This window comes from Pannonibacter indicus (genome assembly GCF_001418225.1).
GTDB classification, from domain to species: Bacteria; Pseudomonadota; Alphaproteobacteria; order Rhizobiales; family Stappiaceae; genus Pannonibacter; species Pannonibacter indicus.
In genome coordinates this window covers 333,905-350,912 of sequence record NZ_LIPT01000003.1, presented here as the reverse complement: position 1 = coordinate 350,912, position 17,008 = coordinate 333,905, and the positions used below count along the sequence as shown (strand labels likewise).

Annotated in this window: 17 protein-coding genes; 6 read left to right on the top strand and 11 right to left on the bottom strand. The window is 65.1% G+C overall.

Annotation, left to right across the window (positions count from 1 at the left end; all coding sequences use genetic code 11):
- Positions 1–58: 58 nt before the first annotated feature.
- Positions 59–961 (bottom strand): cytochrome c oxidase subunit II, encoded by a 903-nt coding sequence (coxB, locus tag ASC48_RS07440; protein ID WP_055455109.1) that lies wholly within the window; start codon positions 959–961, stop codon positions 59–61.
- A gap of 814 nt (positions 962–1,775) precedes the next feature.
- Between coxB and ASC48_RS07430 the strand changes: the two genes are divergently transcribed.
- Positions 1,776–2,249, top strand: coding sequence for an invasion associated locus B family protein (locus tag ASC48_RS07430; protein WP_050472239.1), 474 nt, complete (start codon positions 1,776–1,778; stop codon positions 2,247–2,249).
- A 70-nt stretch (positions 2,250–2,319) separates the two neighbouring features.
- Here the strand turns inward: ASC48_RS07430 and ASC48_RS07425 are convergent, their stop codons facing one another.
- On the bottom strand, positions 2,320–2,934 hold the full coding sequence (locus ASC48_RS07425) for an HAD family hydrolase (RefSeq protein WP_055455107.1): 615 nt from the start codon (positions 2,932–2,934) through the stop codon (positions 2,320–2,322).
- 33 nt (positions 2,935–2,967) lie between these two features.
- Positions 2,968–4,407 (bottom strand): metalloprotease TldD, encoded by a 1,440-nt coding sequence (gene tldD, locus ASC48_RS07420; RefSeq protein WP_208975588.1) that lies wholly within the window; start codon positions 4,405–4,407, stop codon positions 2,968–2,970.
- Between the two features lie 233 nt (positions 4,408–4,640).
- Between tldD and ASC48_RS07415 the strand changes: the two genes are divergently transcribed.
- Positions 4,641–4,865 carry a DUF2093 domain-containing protein gene (locus ASC48_RS07415; RefSeq protein ID WP_055455302.1) on the top strand — a complete coding sequence of 75 codons (225 nt, stop codon included), beginning with the start codon at positions 4,641–4,643 and terminating at the stop codon, positions 4,863–4,865.
- Positions 4,866–5,181: 316 nt separating this feature from the next.
- On the opposite strand, the gene lpxK is transcribed toward ASC48_RS07415, so the two are convergent.
- From lpxK to ASC48_RS07385, 6 genes are read right to left on the bottom strand one after another with little or no spacing between them, the layout of a single operon-like run.
- Entirely contained in the window at positions 5,182–6,207 is a 1,026-nt protein-coding gene (gene lpxK / locus ASC48_RS07410) for a tetraacyldisaccharide 4'-kinase (RefSeq protein ID WP_055455106.1), read from the bottom strand.
- A complete protein-coding gene (locus tag ASC48_RS07405) occupies positions 6,204–7,526 on the bottom strand; it encodes a 3-deoxy-D-manno-octulosonic acid transferase (protein WP_055455105.1) in 1,323 nt (440 codons plus the stop codon). The genes lpxK and ASC48_RS07405 overlap by 4 nt, the downstream gene beginning before the upstream one ends.
- Positions 7,519–8,217 carry a lysophospholipid acyltransferase family protein gene (locus tag ASC48_RS07400; RefSeq protein WP_055455104.1) on the bottom strand — a complete coding sequence of 233 codons (699 nt, stop codon included), beginning with the start codon at positions 8,215–8,217 and terminating at the stop codon, positions 7,519–7,521. The genes ASC48_RS07405 and ASC48_RS07400 overlap by 8 nt, the downstream gene beginning before the upstream one ends.
- A gap of 38 nt (positions 8,218–8,255) precedes the next feature.
- Entirely contained in the window at positions 8,256–8,501 is a 246-nt protein-coding gene (locus ASC48_RS07395; protein ID WP_019963126.1) for a DUF4170 domain-containing protein, read from the bottom strand.
- Positions 8,502–8,559: 58 nt separating this feature from the next.
- On the bottom strand, positions 8,560–9,357 hold the full coding sequence (locus ASC48_RS07390) for a 3'(2'),5'-bisphosphate nucleotidase CysQ (protein ID WP_055455103.1): 798 nt from the start codon (positions 9,355–9,357) through the stop codon (positions 8,560–8,562).
- The gene (locus ASC48_RS07385) at positions 9,344–10,687 is read right to left on the bottom strand and encodes a TldD/PmbA family protein (RefSeq protein WP_055455102.1); all 1,344 of its coding nucleotides are present in this window, start codon (positions 10,685–10,687) and stop codon (positions 9,344–9,346) included. The genes ASC48_RS07390 and ASC48_RS07385 overlap by 14 nt, the downstream gene beginning before the upstream one ends.
- A gap of 245 nt (positions 10,688–10,932) precedes the next feature.
- Here ASC48_RS07385 and ASC48_RS07380 point away from each other — a divergent pair, with 245 nt between their 5' ends.
- Together ASC48_RS07380 and ASC48_RS07375 are read left to right on the top strand one after the other, a co-directional pair.
- A complete protein-coding gene (locus ASC48_RS07380; protein ID WP_208975587.1) occupies positions 10,933–11,532 on the top strand; it encodes a DUF6101 family protein in 600 nt (199 codons plus the stop codon).
- A gap of 6 nt (positions 11,533–11,538) precedes the next feature.
- Complete coding sequence (locus ASC48_RS07375) at positions 11,539–12,990, top strand: GGDEF domain-containing protein (protein ID WP_141658895.1); 1,452 nt, start codon at positions 11,539–11,541, stop codon at positions 12,988–12,990.
- 3 nt (positions 12,991–12,993) lie between these two features.
- On the opposite strand, the gene ubiA is transcribed toward ASC48_RS07375, so the two are convergent.
- Complete coding sequence (gene ubiA, locus ASC48_RS07370) at positions 12,994–13,947, bottom strand: 4-hydroxybenzoate octaprenyltransferase (protein ID WP_055455100.1); 954 nt, start codon at positions 13,945–13,947, stop codon at positions 12,994–12,996.
- A gap of 127 nt (positions 13,948–14,074) precedes the next feature.
- Positions 14,075–14,551: a GNAT family N-acetyltransferase gene (locus ASC48_RS07365; RefSeq protein WP_055455099.1), complete on the bottom strand. Its 477-nt coding sequence runs from the start codon at positions 14,549–14,551 to the stop codon at positions 14,075–14,077.
- Between the two features lie 111 nt (positions 14,552–14,662).
- On the opposite strand from ASC48_RS07365, the gene purD reads away from it, so the two are divergent.
- Together purD and ASC48_RS07355 are read left to right on the top strand one after the other, a co-directional pair.
- Complete coding sequence (gene purD / locus ASC48_RS07360; protein ID WP_055455098.1) at positions 14,663–15,925, top strand: phosphoribosylamine--glycine ligase; 1,263 nt, start codon at positions 14,663–14,665, stop codon at positions 15,923–15,925.
- A 142-nt stretch (positions 15,926–16,067) separates the two neighbouring features.
- Positions 16,068–16,970, top strand: coding sequence for an alpha/beta fold hydrolase (locus ASC48_RS07355; protein ID WP_055455300.1), 903 nt, complete (start codon positions 16,068–16,070; stop codon positions 16,968–16,970).
- The last annotated feature ends 38 nt before the right edge of the window (positions 16,971–17,008 follow it).

The following is a 17,008-nucleotide window of genomic DNA, read 5'->3' as shown; positions in this document are numbered from 1 at the left end:
CACCCGTTTCAGCTTGAGCAGGTGCGGTGGCCGTGCCGCCGCCCCGGATTTTTCCGCCTCAGCGAGCGGCGACAGCCGTGTTGCGCTCAGCTGCGATGGCCGCCATCAGCTGCTTGTGTGCGCCGTCGATGTCGGTCTTGGCAGTCTCGGCCCAGGCATCGAACTGCTCCTGCGTGACCACCCGGATGGCGATCGGCATGAAGGCATGATCCTTGCCGCAAAGCTCGGAGCACTGGCCGTAATAGACGCCGGTCTCACGGGCGTTGAACCAGGTCTCGTTCAGGCGGCCCGGGATCGCGTCGATCTTGATGCCGAAGGCCGGCATGGCGAAGGCATGGATCACGTCACCCGCCGTTACCTGAACACGGACGGTCTTGTTGACCGGCACGACCACTTCATAGTCGGTGGCCAGGAGGCGCGGCACGTCGCTCAGGGGAACGCCGCGTTCCTGCGCCGCCTGCTGGCGCTCGCCGTCCTTGAGCATGATCGCTTCGAAAGCGATGCCTTCCAGCGCCTCATCCGTATATTCGTAGCCCCAGTACCACTGAAAACCGGTGGCCTTGATGGTCATGTCATAGGCCGGGATCTCGACCTGCTTGTACAGCAGGCGGAAAGACGGCACGGCGATGACGACCAGAATGAGGATCGGCACAACCGTCCAGACCACCTCAATCATCGTGTTGTGTGAGGTGCGCGAGGGCGACGGGTTGGCCTTGCGGCGGAACCGCACCATCACGTAGATCAGCAGCGCCAGCACGAACAGCGTGATGATGGTGATGATGCCAAGCGTGAAGTTCTTGAACCAGTGAATGTCGTCCATCACCTCGGTGACCGAGTTCTGCAGGCCAAGCTGCCAGCTGGACATACCGCCTGAGACTTCGGCCATTGCCGCACCGGCGGTTCCCGCCAGCAAGACAGCCGCTGCACCTGCCGCAATGAGACGCTTGAAGTTTGCCTTCACGTCCGCGCTCCCTTCCCTTGCCCGCCCCCCGGGCGGATCATGCTCAATTCGCCCGCCTTGCGGCGGTTTTCCTTGTGTCCGCCCCGGTGCGGCCTGCGCGGCCTGCCCTTGCGGCGGAGCTGCCCCATCCCCACCTTGCGGGTTGGGACGGCTTCCGGTTCTGCCTGCAGCACACCCCGTACGGAGACAATCCGGTCATCGGCCGGTTTCCGGCGGGTGCCCTGCTGCCTCGTCGTCAAGGCAGAACCTTCAAATTCTTGCGGGACAGCCAAACCTCCCGCCCGAGGCCGGCGCCCTTTTGGCGCCCTGCATCAGACCGGAGTGTCTCGCGTCCATTTCGCGTATGATAATACGCATATAACCGCATGCTGCACGATGCGGCCAAGGGAGGAGCGACGTTCTGCCGCAGCCTTTTCACTTCTCCCTCTTCGGGCACAAAAACCACAAGAGAACGGCCTTAGCAATGGGTTTGTCGTGATTTCGCCAGAGCTTGCCCATTTCCCTGCCTTGATCCTTGTCAATATTTTACAGCTTGGCTGAAACCTCCGGCCAGCGGCCAGTTCCATGCACAGGTTGATCAGGATCAACGCAGCCAGCGGCAGGCTGGCATTTTTCCCGCCTCTTGCAGCGTTTCCGCCTTGCTTCTGCCATGGAGCCTATTGAAATGTGGATCACGCTGCCCGCTTGCGGCATTGTGCGTTGAGTTTTAAGAACCTGATTCGCCCTTGCGGCGTTGAATGACCCAGTCGGAGAAAAGTCCTTGCTGACCCGTATCCCGCGCCTTGCCGCTTTTGCCGCCCCGGTTTTTGGCCTCCTGTTGGGCCTGGGAGCACAGGCCATCACCAGCCCCGCCCTTGCCCAGGGCGAGGTGAAGGCTGTTCACGGTGACTGGCAGATGCGCTGTGACACCCCTCCGGGTGCCGAAAGCGAGCAGTGCGCCCTTATCCAGAACGTGACGGCGGAAGACCGGGACAATGTGGGCCTTTCGGTCATCGTGCTGAAGACCGCCGACAAGCAGGCGCGCATCCTGCGCGTTCTGGCGCCGCTCGGCGTGTTGCTGCCCTCCGGCCTTGGCCTGCGTGTTGATGACGCCGACATCGGCCGCGCCGCCTTCGTCCGCTGCCTGCCGAATGGCTGCATTGCCGAAGTGATCCTGCAGGATGATGTGGTGGGCAAGCTGCGCGGCGGCAAGCAGGCCACTTTCATCATCTTCCAGACCCCGGAAGAAGGCATCGGCATTCCGATCTCGCTCACCGGCTTCTCCGCCGGTTTTGACGCGCTGCCGTAACGCGCCCGCAAGACTCTGCGCCTTCAGGACCCGCCTGCTGCAACAGCCGGCGGGTCTTTTCATGCCGTTTTCACACCTCGAAGCCGAAGCCGCGCAGGGCAGCGCGCAAGCCCTCCGGCGTCTCATAGAGATGCCCCTTGAGGCCCGCAGCCTCCGCGCCCTCGATATTCTCCGGCAGGTCGTCCACCATCAGCGTTGCCGCCGGATCATGGCCGTAACGCTCGCACAGGCGCAGGTAGACCGCCGGGTCAGGCTTGCGGGCGCCGAATTCTGCCGAGACATGCGCCTGCTCGCCGAAGATATCGATCACCTCCGGCGCGCAGTGGCCCAGCACCTTGCCGAGCAGCATGCCATTGTTGGTCAGAAGCGCCGTATCGGCCTGCTCGCTCACCGCATTGGCCAGCGCCAGAACGGACGGGCGCGGGCGCATGACGGACTTGCGGATACGCGCCCAGTCGGCTTCGGAAATGGGATGGCCCAGCCCTTGCGAGAAGCCGGCAAGGTAGCCCTCTGCCGTTGCCGGATCGCCCGCTTCTGCACGTGCCTCCCAGCCCGAGCCCCAGATGGCGGGCTCAAACAGGCTGCGCGGGCGGCCGGTCAGCCGCTCCAGCGCGTCGCGCCGGGCTTCCCGGTCAAAATCATAGAGCACATCGTCCATGTCGAAGATGACGAAGCTGATGGTCATGGAAAGTCCCGCAATACGAGCAAAGGCAAAGAATCAGACCGCCGTGCCGCCGACAGTCAGCCCGTCGAGCCGCAGGGATGGCTGGCCGACGCCCACCGGCACCCCCTGCCCCTGCTTGCCGCAGGTGCCCATGCCCGGGTCCAGCGCCATGTCATTGCCGATCATGCTGACGCGGGTCAGCGCATCCGGGCCGTTGCCGATCAGCATCGCCCCCTTCAGCGGCGCGCCGGCCTTGCCGTTCTCGATGCGGTAGGCTTCCGTGCAGGAGAAGACGAACTTGCCGCTGGTGATATCCACCTGCCCGCCGCCGAAGGACACGGCATAGATGCCGTTCTTCACCGAGGCGAGGATTTCCTGCGGGTCCTTGTCGCCGCCCATCATGATGGTGTTGGTCATGCGCGGCATGGGAATATGCGCAAAGGACTGGCGGCGGCCATTGCCGGTGGGCTTCATGCCCATCAGCCGGGCATTCTGCCGGTCCTGCATGTAGCCCACCAGAATGCCGTCCTCGATCAGCGGCGTTGAGGCCGAGGGTGTGCCTTCGTCATCCACGGTGATGGAGCCGCGCCGGCCGGCAATCGTGCCGTCATCGACGATAGTAACACCGGGGGCCGCCACGCGCTGGCCCATCAGCCCGGCGAAGGCGGACGTCTTCTTGCGGTTGAAATCCCCTTCCAGCCCGTGGCCCACTGCCTCATGCAGCAGGATGCCCGGCCAGCCGGGGCCCATCACCACGTCAAACGTACCGGCAGGCGCAGGCACCGCCTCAAGATTGACCAGCGCCCGGCGCAGCGCCTCATCCACACCTGCCTGCCAGGCCTCCGGCGTGATGAAACGGTCAAAGCCCTCGCGCCCGCCGCAGCCGAAGGAGCCGGTTTCCATGCGCTCGCCCGAAGCCGCCACCACGGAGATGGACAGGCTCACCATCGGCCGCACATCGCGCACCCGGTGCCCATCGGCGCGCAGAATGTCCACCACCTGCCAGGAGCCGCCGATGGAAGCCGTGACCTGCCGCACGCGCGGATCACGCGCACGCGCAAAGGCGTCAATCTCCTGCAGCAGCTTCACTTTTTCCTCAAAGCTTGGCCCCGCCAGAGGGTTGAGGTCCGGATAAAGCTGCACATTGGTGCGGGCGGGCGCACCGGCATAGCTGCCCGCGTGGCCGGAGCGCACAGCAGACACGGCATCCGCCGCCCGCTTCAGCGCCGCTTCCGAAATCTCGCCCGAATGGGCATAACCAGCCGCCTCGCCGCAGACAGCCCGCAGGCCAAAGCCCTGCGACGTATCGTAGTTGGCGCCCTTCAGACGGCCATTGTCGAACACCAGCCCTTCCGACTGCCGGTATTCCACAAACAGCTCCCCGTCATCCGCCCCCGCCAGCGCCTCCCCCACAATCCGCCGCGCCGCCTCCATCCCGAGCCCCGAGGCTTCGATCAGATCCGGAATTGCGGCGGCAGAAGGGGACTGGCTCATCGGTGTCTTTCAGCTGACTTGCGGAACAGGGAACCGGCGCACAGGCGGCACCGGTTTTGAGGTAACATAGCGGGTCGGGTGGGGGAATTCATCCCCTGTGGGGGAGCTTGCACGATTTGACTTCCATCAGACTAAACATCCCCCAGCATTGACCATCCCCTGGCTTCCGGCCATAACCGGCGCAAGAGTTGGGGCTTGCCTCAGGGGTGGGCCGGATGCAGGAGAGAGATGTGATGAACCGCATGGAAACCCCGCGCATGCCGGGTGAGGCGCGTTTGCGCTATCTGGATGGTGATTTCCAGATCGAGTCTCCCGGCACCTTCGTGCGCTGTGCCGTGACCGGGCAGGCCATTCCGCTGGATGAGCTGAAATACTGGTGCGTGGAGCGTCAGGAGGCCTATGTGGACCCCGCCGCCGCCCACACCCGCTTCGTGCAGTTCGAGGGCAAGGACCTCTGAGGTTTTTGCTGTCCGGGGCGGATTTGCCGGGAAGCGGCGCCGGCACTGCACCTTTCCCGCTTGAGGGGGAGATGTCTGCGCCAGCAGACAGAGGGGGGTAGCAGCGCTTCAACACAGCACCACCCCTCATATGAGCGGACAGTCCGTTACCCCCCCCCTCTGCCCCCTGCCGGGGGCATCTCCCCCTCAAGGGGGGGAGAGGAGTTGGAGCCTGCCTGGCAGGCCAAACAGCACAGTGCCGCCCTTACGCCCGCCCATTGACACCCCGGTTCACCGGTCCCGGATCCCCGCCGCTTCTCTCCAGGAACGCCTCCCCTCACCGGCTGCGGAAGGGGCGGTGGCGGAGGGTTTCGGCGATGAGGTCCATAAGGCGGGATTGCGGCTCGATGCGCATGTCCACCTCCAGCACGGCGGAGCGCTTGGCAAGCCAGCGGTAGATCCCGCCCTCGGCGCTTTCGATGCGGGCCATGTCCTTGGCGGTGGTCACCAGTTGCAGGTTGTCCGTTTCGGCGCGGGTGAGAAGGCTCTGGGCTTCGGCTTCCGAATAGGGGTGATGATCGCCGAAGGCGCGGGTCTCCACCACTTCGGCCCCCGTGGCGGCAAGGCTTGCGAAGAATTTCTGCGGCCGTCCGATGCCCGCATAGGCCAGCACCTTCTGCCCCTCGAATTCCGCGCCATTGGTGGGGGTGATCTTCGCCTCGATGATCGGCAGGCCGCGCCGGGCGGCCAGGTGCACGGCCTTGGCGGCGCGGCTGCCTTCGCCCACCACCACCAGCGCATCGGCCTTGCGGATCTGGGCGGAAAGCGGCGCGCGCAAGGGACCGGCGGGCAGGCACAACCCGTTGCCGGTGCCGACTTCAGCATCCACCAGGGCCAGCGTCAGATCTTTGGCCAGCGCCGGGTTCTGGAAGCCGTCGTCCATGAGAATGAGGCTTGCCTCCAGCGTGGCGGCGAAGGCCGCACCCTCCGGCCTGTTGGCGGCGACGATCGTGGGCGCAGCGGCGGCCAGCAGAAAGGCCTCGTCGCCCACATCGGCGCCGCTGTGCTTTTCCGGATCCACCAGCATCGGGCCCTTCAGCCGCCCGCCATAGCCGCGCAGCAGGAACACCGGCTTGTGCCCCTCGGCCTGCAGCAGGGCGCAGAGCTTCAGGGCAAAGGGCGTCTTGCCCGCCCCGCCGACGACGAAATTGCCGATGCAGATGACCGGCAGGCTGGCATGGGCGGAAGGCGCCTGATGCATGCGGCGGCCGGAGACCGCGCCGTAAATGAAGGAGAGAGGCGAAAGCAGCGCGGCCTTCAGGCTGATCCTGTCATGCCACCAGAAGGCTGGAGCCGTTCTCATTCCCCGGAAATCCCGTCCCTTGCACCGCTGTCAGCGTAGAGCAAAGGCCGCAGATGTTCCAGCGTGCGATCCAGCGCGCCTGCACCCGCCTCCGCCACCGCGAAGGCACGCGCGGCCATGGCCTTGCGCCCCGGCTCATCGGCCAGAAGCCGGGCGATGGCGGGGCCAAGTTCTGCCGGATCATCGACGCGCACGGCCGCCTGCGCATCCCACAGGTCGCGGTAGACGGCCCGCGCATTGGCAACGAGCGGCCCGGTGACCAGCGGCACGTTCAACTGTGCCGGTTCCACCGGATTATGTCCACCCACGGGTGCAAAGGACCCGCCGAGGAAGACAGCCGGCGCCAACCGCAAAAACAGTCCCATCTCGCCCAGCGTGTCGGCGATATAGACATCAAGATCCGCCGCCGGAAACGCCCCGCAGGAGCGCTGCGCCGCCTTGAGGCCCGCGCCTGAAGCCAGCGCTGCGATATCGCTGCCGCGCACCGGATGGCGCGGCATCAGCAGCGTCAGCAGGCCGGGAAACCGCTCCGCCAGGTGCTTGTGGGCGGCGAGGACGATCTCATCCTCGCCCGGATGGGTGGAGGCAGCCAGCCACAGCGGGCGGCCTGCCATCTGCGCCGAAAGGGCGGCAACGGCGGCAGGATCGGCCAGCGGCGCTGCGGCGTCGAATTTCAGGTTGCCGGGGGAGCGCACATCGGCAACGCCCAGCTTGCGGTAGCGCGCGGCATCCGCCTCGCTCTGGGCCAGGCACAGGCTGACGCAGCCGAAGACGGCCCGGCCAAAGGCGCGGCTTTTCTCCCACTTGGCGCCGGAGCGGGCAGACATGCGCCCGTTGATGATGGCAAGCGGAATGCCCGTCCGCGCCAGCCGGGCGAAGGTGCCGGGCCAGATCTCCGATTCCACCACCAGCGCCAGATCCGGCTGCCAGTGCGTGAGAAACCGGCGGACAAGCTGCGGCGCGTCAAAGGGAGCATATTGATGGAAGGCCCCATGCGGCAGGCGCTGCGCGGCAATTTCCGCAGAGGTGCGCGTCACCGTGGTCAGGAGCAAGTTGACACCCTCACCCGTCAGCCGTTCGATCAGTGGCAGTACCGAGTTGGTTTCGCCAACACTGGCGGCATGCAGCCAGACCAGCCGGCCTTGAGGGCGCGGGCGGGAGGCCATGCCGAAACGCTCGCCGCGACGCGCCGGATCTTCCTTGCCCGCCCGCACGCGGGAGGCATGCAGCAGCTTCAGGACCGGCAGGGCCAGCCCTGCCACGGCTCCATAAGCGCGCAAGGGAAAGGAAGCGGCGGCAGCGGCGCGCGCGTCAGCCATGGCGCTTCCCGGTCAGGGCATAGGCGCGGGCCGTCACCTCGTTGAGGCCGGCTTCGACGGCAAGGCGGGCCACCTCCAGCGCCTCGTCATCGGCGTCATTCGCCACATAGATGGGCTCGCCGATGGCGATGGCAGCGCGGCCGAACGGCAGGTTCAGACACGCCTTGTCCCAGCTGTTGAAGGTCAGAAAGCGGCTGGTGGCGATGGCAAAGGGCACAATGGGGCGGCCGGAGTGGCGGGCCATCTGCACGATGCCCTGCCCGGCAACACGGGCTGGCCCCTTCGGCACATCCGCCGTCAAGGCCATGATGCCGCCCTCCTTCAGCGCGCGCAGGCCCTCGATGAAGCCGCGCATGCCGCCGCGCTTGGTGATCTGGTAGGACTTCTGGCTGCCCGAAGCGCGGATCAGCTTCAGGCCCAGCTTTTCAGCCGCCGTAGCGTTGATCTCGCCATCCGCAGAGCGGGAGATCATAACATGCACGTCCCAGTCATCAGGCCGGGTGAAGGGCATCATGAAATGCTGGCCATGCCACATGGCGCAGATGAAGGGCCGGTGCGGCTGCAGCCGGTCATAGGCATCCGGCGGATCAATGACCATGCTGTTCGTCTTGCGCACCAGACGCAGGTAAGCCGCCAGCAGCAAGCCAGCGGCCTTCAACAGCGCGGGATTCCGGCCGAGTTTCTTAAGCATTCTGTTCCTGACGTCGCGCCCGAGGGCTCAAGAGGCTCTCAGGCGGCGGTTTCCGGGTCCAGCAGGCGGTGCATGTGGACGATGAAATAGCGCATGTGAGCGTTGTCGACGGTGGCCTGCGCCTTGCTCTTCCAGGCGGTGTAGGCCGTCGCGTAATTCGGGTAGATACCGACGATATCGAGCTTTTCGAGATCACGGAAGGTCAGGCCCTCCGGGCTCTCCAGCTCGCCGCCGAAAACCAGATGCAGCAGTTGCTTGGGCTCGTTTCCGGTGCTGTTCGTCACGATGTGCTCCTTGCGTCTTGTCTTCTAGCAGTCGGCGGCAGTTCAGCGGCGGACGGCCTCAGCGCAGCTTCAATCCGCGCAGAAAGGCCGAGGCCTTTGCCGACAATACCTCACCGGCAGCCACCAGTTCCGGGTGCTGCAGTGTCTTACGGTTATAAAGGCATGCAGCGCCGGACCAGTCCGTCAGCCTTCCACCCGCTTCCTGCACCAAAAGATCGGCAGCCGCAAGATCCCAATCATGGGCATTGGCCCGCGCGGCGGCGAGGTCCACATCTCCGGCGGCCACCTTGGCGATGCGGTAGGCCAGCGAGCCAATGGTGCCGGAAGGCACGATGCCGCCCTCTTCGGCCGCCCGGTTGAGCAGGCCCTGCGGCCCCAGCAGCGTTGCCCCCGTCAGATCCTCGCGCACCCGCGCCGTCACCAGCCGCCCGTTGAGGCGGGTGCCGCAGCCCGTAACGGCGCTGAAAAGCTCGCCCCGCACCGGGTTGAGCAGCACCGCCACCACGGGCCGCCCATCTTCAACCACCGCCAGCGAAATCGTCCACTCATCCTTGCCGGCAAGAAAGGCCCGCGTGCCGTCGATCGGGTCCACCACGAAGACACGCGCCTTGCCGAGCCGGTCGGGCGTATCCGCCGTTTCCTCCGACAGCCAGCCATAATCCGGCCGGGCGGCCAGCAGCGTCTCGCGCAGACAGGCATCGGCCGCCATATCGGCTTCGGAGACGGGCGAACTGCCCGCCTTCATCCAGGTCTGCGGATCGCGCCCGAAGAAGCCGAGGGTGATTTCCCCGGCCTTGCGGGCGGCCGCTTCCAGAAGCGCAAGATCCGCCAGAAGGCCAGCGTCAGTTTCCGGCAATGGTCAGATCCTCGATGACGACAGAGGGCGTGGCGGTGGAATAGCGCGCATCCAGGTCATTGGCCGGGCGCAGGCGGGCGAACATGTCCTTGAGGTTGCCCGCGATGGTAATCTCGCTGACCGCCTCGACAAGTTCGCCGTTTTCGAACCAGAAGCCGGAGGCCCCGCGTGAATAATCCCCCGTCACGCCATTGGCGCCGTGGCCGATCAGATCCGTCACCAGCAGGCCGGAGCCGAGGGCACGCATCATCTCCTCCGGGCTTTCCGTGCCCGGATGCAGCGTCAGGTTGGTAGCCCCGGGCGACGTGCCGGAGCCGCTCCGGTGGGCACGGCCATTGGCGGCAAGGCCCAGCTCGCGCGCGGTTGCTCCATCCAGGAACCAGTGCCGCAGGACACCATCCTCGATCATGTCGAGCGGCAGCGCACCAGTACCCTCCCCGTCGAAGGGGCGGGTGGCTGCGCCGCGCGGCTTGTGCGGATTGTCGCTGATGCGGATGCCCGGCGCGAAGACACGTTCGTTCATCCGGTCCTTCAGGAAACTGGTGCCACGGGCAATGGCCGCGCCATTGATGGCTCCGGCCAGATGCCCCAGCAGGCTGCGCGCCGCACGCGCTTCATAAATCACATGCCCCTTGCGGGTGGAGAGCTTCTTCGGGTTGAGCCGGCGCACCGCCCTCTCGCCCGCGCGCTGGCCGATCAGCGCCGGGGCGTCCATATCGGCGAAGAATGTGCGGGAATCGAAGTCGAAATCCCGTTCCATGGCGGTGCCCTCACCGGCCACCGCCGTCATGGACAGGCCAAAGCGGGAGCTGGTGTAGGAACCCGTGAAGCCGTGGCTCGTCGCCAGCACCATGCCACCCAGCCGCCAGGAGGCGCTCGCCCCGCCGGAACGGCTGACACCGGAAACGGACAGGCCTGCGGCCTCGGCGGCAAGCGCCATCTCTTTCAGTTCATCGGCGGACGGCTGATGTGTGTCCAGAAGCTCCAGCTCCGGCAGCGTCTTCAGAAGGCGCTCCTCTTCTGCAAGACCGGCGTAGGGATCTTCCGGCGCAACACGGGCCATGGCGACGGCGCGGGCTGCAAGCCCGTCCAGGTCCTGCAGCGTGTTGGCAGAGACGGAGGCGGTGCGCCGGCCCACGAAGACGCGCAGGGTAATGTCATCGCCCTCGGCACGCTCGGTTTCCTCGACCTTGCCTTCCCGTACCTCGACGCTCAGGGAAACGCCCGTGATGGCGACCGCATCGCAGGCATCGGCGCCCGCACGGCGCGCAGCCTCCACAAGGCGCGCTGCCCGCTCTTCCAGTACCCGCTTGTCGACGAGATCGCTCATGGCTGGTCTTTTCTCCTAGTCATGCCCCTGTTTAAGGCGCGGGCGCACAGGCGGCAAGACCGGCGTGACCGCCAGGCCGGACAAGCAAAGTAAGTTTTTCCTTAAGTAACTGGTTAGTCTTTGATAACCCTGAATCAGATCATCTTTTCTTAACCACGCCTGTTAAGGCAATGCCCACCGGCTGCTGCGTAGATTGATGTCATTCACGAGGCCCACCGCAAAACAAGGGCCCGATGGAGAGGCAATTGGGACGTCAGACAGCTATCGACGGAGCATTGGAGGCCGGGGCGGGCCGCGCAGAGCGGCTCGACCCGGCTACCCTCCCCGTCAGATTCGACACCACCATGAGCGCGCCGCCTGCTGCCGGCAGCGCCCGTGTCGCTGCCAGGGTCTATCTGGACCGTGACACTGCCATCATCAAGCGCCCGCTGGCCGGACTGCCGCTGACGCTGGTGGTGCCGCTCAATGTCTTTGAGGGCATTGCCGTGGAAATCCGCCCGGCGGGACTTCTTGGCACGCTGGTGGCGCGGCTCTTCCTGCGCCATCCGGACCCCGCTCTGTGCCTCACGCTGCGCGAGGCGGACAATGCCGAGGATCTGGCCGAAGACTGGGCCGGCTGGGCCGAAGCGCTCAACCTGCCGCTCCAGATCGTGGAGCCGGACGGCAGCGTCTCGACTATTCAGGATGCCGCGCAGCCGCATTTTCCTGCAAGGCCCTGCCTGCGGCGCAAGGTTTATGCCCTCACGGGCCACCGCCCCCGCTTCCTGAACCGCCGCAAGACGGGCGGTGGCCTTGCCCTGCAGCCGGTGCACCGCGGCGAGCGCGAGATCATCGCGCGGCACTGAGTTCAGGTGCTCCGCAGAACTTGTGGCAGAAAGCAGTCAGGCGGCCTTGGGCCGCCTCTTCCGTTTATGATCTTCTGTTTTCAGATCACCGGCCGACTGTCACGGCGAAGAAAATTTTTCGCATACTACGCGTTTGACCTAACGGATATTTTAGCATTTTCTGCGCTAGATCTGTCACCTTCCGGACAGGAACAAAGTCATATGCATCTTGATGCCGTTACGCTTTCAACTGCAGTCGCGCTCATGCTTCTGATGGGCGCTGGCATGCTGATGCTTGTGTTCCGGTTCTCGGTCCGCAGACCAAGCGCCCACGCCGACAGCGTCCGCTGCTGGTCTGTTGCTCTCGGCCTCATGGGCGCTGGAATTTTCCTCGTCAGCCTGCGCGGACACATCCCGGACTTCCCAAGCATTGCGTTTGGCAATGGCATCATTCTGCTGGCGATGAGCTTGCGCCTCAAGGCCATCAAGATGTTCTGGAACCGGCATGAGAGCTGGATGATCACCGCAGCGCCTGCCACCCTTTGGATGTCCCTGTGCCTTATGCCTGTGTTCTACGAAAACTTCCTGGCGCGCGTGATTCTGGTCAATTCACTGGTCGTTTTGCTCCTGCTCGCTTCGATCCAGGTCACCCGCAAGTACAATCACGACCGGTTGAGATCAGCGAAATGGCTTCGCGACAGCATGATCTTCGAGATCCTGTCGAAGATGTCCATTGCTCTGGCCTTTTCGTTCACCGGTCTGGATAGTTTTGATGCTGCAGTCAAATCCAATCTAACCGCGATCTACCTTCTCACGCTCATCATCTCCACGCTCGCGACCATCATCTCTGCCTTTGCGATGATCATCGAAAGGGAAGAGCGGCTGCTGCGGGAACAGGCTTTACGCGATCCGCTGACAGAGCTGTCCAACCGGCGCGCCTTCTTCAATGATGCGGGCCGCTGGCTGGAGACGCATGCATTTGCCGGCCGGCTGTTTGCCGTTGCCCTGTTCGACCTGGACCACTTCAAGCAGGTGAATGACCTGCATGGCCATGCCGCCGGCGACGAGATGCTGATGATCTTTGCCGATGTTCTGCGCGAGAACACCCGTAAGGGCGACTTCGCGGCCCGGCTTGGCGGCGAGGAGTTTGCCGTTTTCCTCCCGGATACGGACCTGCGCACACTTGAAGCGGTGGCTGACCGGCTGCGCACTGACTTTGCCGAAAAGACCGTGCGCAAATCAGGCGGTGTCCTGCATGTTACCGTCAGTGCCGGGATCGCGGCGGGCAGAAGCGGCGTCAATGGCCTGGAGCAGACGCTGGCCATCGCTGACCGTGGGCTCTATTCGGCCAAACGTGCGGGCAGAAACATGGTTCGCAACGGCCATGACAAACCGGTAACGGGCCAGCAAGAAGAGATGGAGGCGGCCGCTTCCGTTATTCAGGTGGTGCATCTGCCCGTGGCATCCGCTGCCCAGTAGCTGTTACAGACGGCTGACCAGCGCCTCCAGGCAGAAGCCTGCGAAGACGATCCAGCCATAGCGGTCATTGGAGCGGAAGAGCTTCAGGCACTGATCGCCATCATCGATATCCAGCACCACGATCTGCCAGAACAGATGCAGTGCGCCCAGCGCAATGCCGGCAAAGGCAAAGGGCCCCGCGTCCGCAAGTGCCGCAGCAAGGGCGAAAAGCACCGTTGCGCCGGAATAAAGCACCACCAGCGCCGCTTTCGTCCAGGACCCGAACAGCCTTGCGGTGGAGCGAACCCCCACCAGCGCATCGTCTTCCTTGTCCTGATGGGCGTAGATCGTGTCATAGCCGATCGTCCAGAGAATGCCGCCGGCATAAAGCAGCAAAGGCGCCGTATCGAGCTTGCCGAACAGGGCGGCCCAGCCCATCAGCGCGCCCCAGGAGAAGGCAAAGCCGAGGAACAGCTGCGGCCAGTTGGTGTAGCGCTTCATGAAGGGATAGATGGCCACGACGAGCAGCGAGGCGAGGCCGAGAACGATCGTGAACAGGTTGAACTGGATGAGCACCAGCCCGCCCACGAGCGCCTGCAGCGCCATGAAGAGCTTGGCCTGTGCGCGGCTGACCTGTCCGGCGGGGATCGGCCGCGAGCGGGTGCGTTCCACCTGCGCGTCGATCTTCTCGTCCACAAGGTCGTTGTAGGTGCAGCCCGCCCCGCGCATGGCCACCGCCCCAATGAGGAACAGCAGGATGTGCCAGGGGTTCGGATAGGCATTTCCGGCCGCGACCGCCGCCAGCGCGGAGGACCACAGGCACGGCCACAGCAGCAATTGCCAGCCGATGGGCCGCTCCCAGCGCGCAAGGCGCGCATAAGGCCGGGCCCAGGCGGGCAGTTTGGTGTCGACCCAGTGACGCTTCACAGCATCGGAAACCGGGCCCGTGTCGCGGGTGCCGAAGATCTTGAGACTCATGCCCCTTCGTTACCACGGCCCTGCCGCCTCTGGCGAGCCCTTGGCGGCGGACAGAAGCCTTACGTCCGCCATGTAACCAGATCTTCCAATCCCGTTCCCGGCTGCCAGCCTCATCAAGCATGGGCAGTCATGGCGCCAGATCGTCTTCCTCACCGATCTGCCGCTCATAGACCGCAAGCGGGCTGCGGCCAAAACCCTCGGACAGGATCAATCCGGCCGCCACGGAATTCTGCGGCGCAGCAGCCTGGAAATGGCGGATGCCGAAATCGGCAAGATCGGCGCAGGCCCCGCGCAGAAGACGGCGGCCCAGCCCGCGCCCGCGGGCTTCCGGAGCGATGTAGAACTCGCCGAAGAGCGCCAGACGGCCGGCCATTTCCACCGAATGACGGAAGAATGCCACGGCATAGCCCGCAGGCTGATCCCGGAAATTGGCGAGCCACGCCCGGCCGAGATTGGCATCCACCATCAGCATGCGCAGCGCGCTTTCCTGCGCCCGTGTCATCGGCAGCCCCGTTTCACCGCGCATGCGGCCCGCGAGTTCGACAATACGCGGCGCCGTGACAGCCGTTCCGAGCATCAGTGAAAAGCCGCCGGGCCGCCTCATTCTGCCGCCTCCTGCCGCTCAGCCGATTGCCGCACCCGGCCCGCCGTGCTAATCCGCGCCGCAACTCTGGAAGGCCCAGCGGCGATGCCGCACAGACGTGAGAGCTTGCCCATGAATATTCTCCTCATCGGTTCCGGTGGCCGTGAACACGCCCTCGCCTATGCCATTGCCAAGTCGCCGCTGACCTCCCGGCTCTACGCCGCGCCGGGCAACGCCGGCATTGCCGAAGAGGCCGAACTCGTTGCTCTGGACGTTGCAGACCACGCTGCCGTGATTGCCTTCTGCAAGGAAAAGGCCATCGATTTCGTTGTCGTCGGCCCGGAAGGCCCGCTGGTTGAAGGCATCGTCGATGATCTGGCGGCGGCCGGCATCAAGGCCTTCGGCCCCTCAAAGGCCGCTGCCCAGCTGGAAGGCTCCAAGGGCTTCACCAAGGATCTCTGCGCCGAAGCCAATATTCCGACCGCTGCCTATGGCCGCTTTGCGGACAAGGACAAGGCGCTGGCCTATCTGCGCCAGCAGGGCGCGCCGATTGTGGTCAAGGCAGATGGCCTTGCCGCCGGCAAGGGCGTGGTCGTGGCCATGACGCTGGACGAGGCCGAGGCCGCCGTAAACGCCTGTTTCGACGGCAGCTTCGGCGCAGCCGGGGCGGAAGTGGTGATCGAGGAGTTCCTCACCGGCGAAGAGGCCAGCTTCTTCGTGCTGTCCGACGGCAGGACCGCCCTGCCCCTCGTGGCCGCACAGGACCACAAACGCGCCTTTGACGGCGACGAAGGCCCCAACACCGGCGGTATGGGCGCCTACACGCCTGCCCCCGTCGCCAGCGATGCCGTCATCGCCCGCACCATGGACGAGATCATCCTCCCGACCATCGAAACGCTGGCAAAACGCGGCACCCCGTTCAAGGGCGTGCTTTTCGCAGGTCTCATGATCGGCGAGAATGGCCCCAAGCTCATCGAATACAACACCCGCTTCGGCGACCCGGAATGTCAGGTCATCACCCTGCGCCTCAAGGAGGATCTGCTGCCGCTGCTGATCGCCACCGCAGACGGCACGCTGGACCAGCACACAGCCACCTGGAGCGATGACGTGGCCCTCACCGTCGTCATGGCCGCCAAGGGCTATCCGGGCGCCTATGAGAAGAACACGGAGATCCGCGGTCTTGAAGCTGCGGGCAAGGTCGAAGGCGTCAAAGTCTTCCACGCTGGCACCAAGGCCGACGGCGGGCGCATTCTGGCAACGGGCGGGCGCGTGCTCAACGTCACCGCCACCGGCAGGACCGTCGCCGAAGCCCGCGAGCGGGCCTACAAGGCCGTGGACCTGATCGACTGGCCCGAAGGCTTCTGCCGCCGTGACATCGCCTGGCGCGCCCTCTGAGGGCAGATGGCTCAGCACCGGACTGAAGAAGCCCGGCACGGCATCCGCTGTGCCGGGCTTCTTGTTTTCGTGAATAGGCATCTCCCTTGCGCCTGTCCCCCGCTGCGGCCATCCTGTCTTCAGCACAGGAAGGAGCCGGATGATGACAGCACCCGAGGCAGATCTTTTTCCCGGATTTGACGCCAGAATGATTGAGGCTGGCGATGTCCGCCTGTTCTGCCGCCTCGGCGGATCAGGGCCTGCCCTGCTGCTGCTTCACGGCTTTCCGCAAAGCCATGTAATGTGGCACCGCATTGCGCCGGAGCTTGCACGGCACTTCACACTGGTGATCCCGGACCTGCGCGGCTATGGCGCCAGCGAGGCCCCCAAAGGGGATGCAAGCCTTTATTCCAAGCGGCAGATGGCGCTGGACGTGGCTCAGCTGATGCGCGGCCTTGGCCATGACCGCTTCATGGTCTGCGGTCACGACCGGGGCGCGCGTGTCACCTACCGGCTGGCGCTGGATCATCCGGAAGCCGTCAGCCGCGCGGCCGTGCTGGATATTCTGCCCACCCATGACTACTGGGCCCGCATGGACCGGCAATTCGCGCTCAAGGTCTACCACTGGGCCTTCCTTGCCCAGCCTGCGCCCCTGCCCGAAACGCTGATCGGCGGCAGCCCGGACTATTACATCGATCACACCATGGCGAGCTGGACGGCGGAGCGAAGCCTTTCCGCCTTCAGCCCTGCCGCCATGAAAGCCTACCGGGACGCCTTCCGCCAGCCCGCCCGCATCCACGCCATGTGTCAGGACTACCGGGCAGGCGCCACAATGGATCTGGAGCATGACGGCGCCGACATCGCCGCAGGACGCCAGATCGCCTGCCCGCTGCTCGCCCTGTGGGGCACGTCAGGCATTGCGCCGGGCGCAGGCACGCCGCTGGATGTGTGGCGCCGCTGGGCACCGCAGGCGGAAGGTGATGGCATGACCGGCGGGCATTTTCTCGCCGAGGAGAACCCGGATGGAACGCTGGCGGCCCTTCTGCCGTTTCTGCAGGGAGGATAAACGGCGGGCGGTCCTGTCATCTTCCTGCCGGATAAATC

What these genes read in the sequence shown, in the direction of transcription:
- ASC48_RS07385 (WP_055455102.1), bottom strand. Translation starts at nt 10,687, where the DNA reads ATGAGCGATCTCGTCGACAAGCGGGTACTGGAAGAGCGGGCAGCGCGC.
- ASC48_RS07365 (WP_055455099.1), bottom strand. Translation starts at nt 14,551, where the DNA reads ATGAGGCGGCCCGGCGGCTTTTCACTGATGCTCGGAACGGCTGTCACG.
- tldD (WP_208975588.1), bottom strand. Translation starts at nt 4,407, where the DNA reads ATGAGCCAGTCCCCTTCTGCCGCCGCAATTCCGGATCTGATCGAAGCC.
- ASC48_RS07355 (WP_055455300.1), top strand. Translation starts at nt 16,068, where the DNA reads ATGACAGCACCCGAGGCAGATCTTTTTCCCGGATTTGACGCCAGAATG.
- ASC48_RS07425 (WP_055455107.1), bottom strand. Translation starts at nt 2,934, where the DNA reads ATGACCATCAGCTTCGTCATCTTCGACATGGACGATGTGCTCTATGAT.
- ASC48_RS07400 (WP_055455104.1), bottom strand. Translation starts at nt 8,217, where the DNA reads ATGCTTAAGAAACTCGGCCGGAATCCCGCGCTGTTGAAGGCCGCTGGC.
- purD (WP_055455098.1), top strand. Translation starts at nt 14,663, where the DNA reads ATGAATATTCTCCTCATCGGTTCCGGTGGCCGTGAACACGCCCTCGCC.
- ASC48_RS07405 (WP_055455105.1), bottom strand. Translation starts at nt 7,526, where the DNA reads ATGGCTGACGCGCGCGCCGCTGCCGCCGCTTCCTTTCCCTTGCGCGCT.
- ubiA (WP_055455100.1), bottom strand. Translation starts at nt 13,947, where the DNA reads ATGAGTCTCAAGATCTTCGGCACCCGCGACACGGGCCCGGTTTCCGAT.
- lpxK (WP_055455106.1), bottom strand. Translation starts at nt 6,207, where the DNA reads ATGAGAACGGCTCCAGCCTTCTGGTGGCATGACAGGATCAGCCTGAAG.
- ASC48_RS07415 (WP_055455302.1), top strand. Translation starts at nt 4,641, where the DNA reads ATGAACCGCATGGAAACCCCGCGCATGCCGGGTGAGGCGCGTTTGCGC.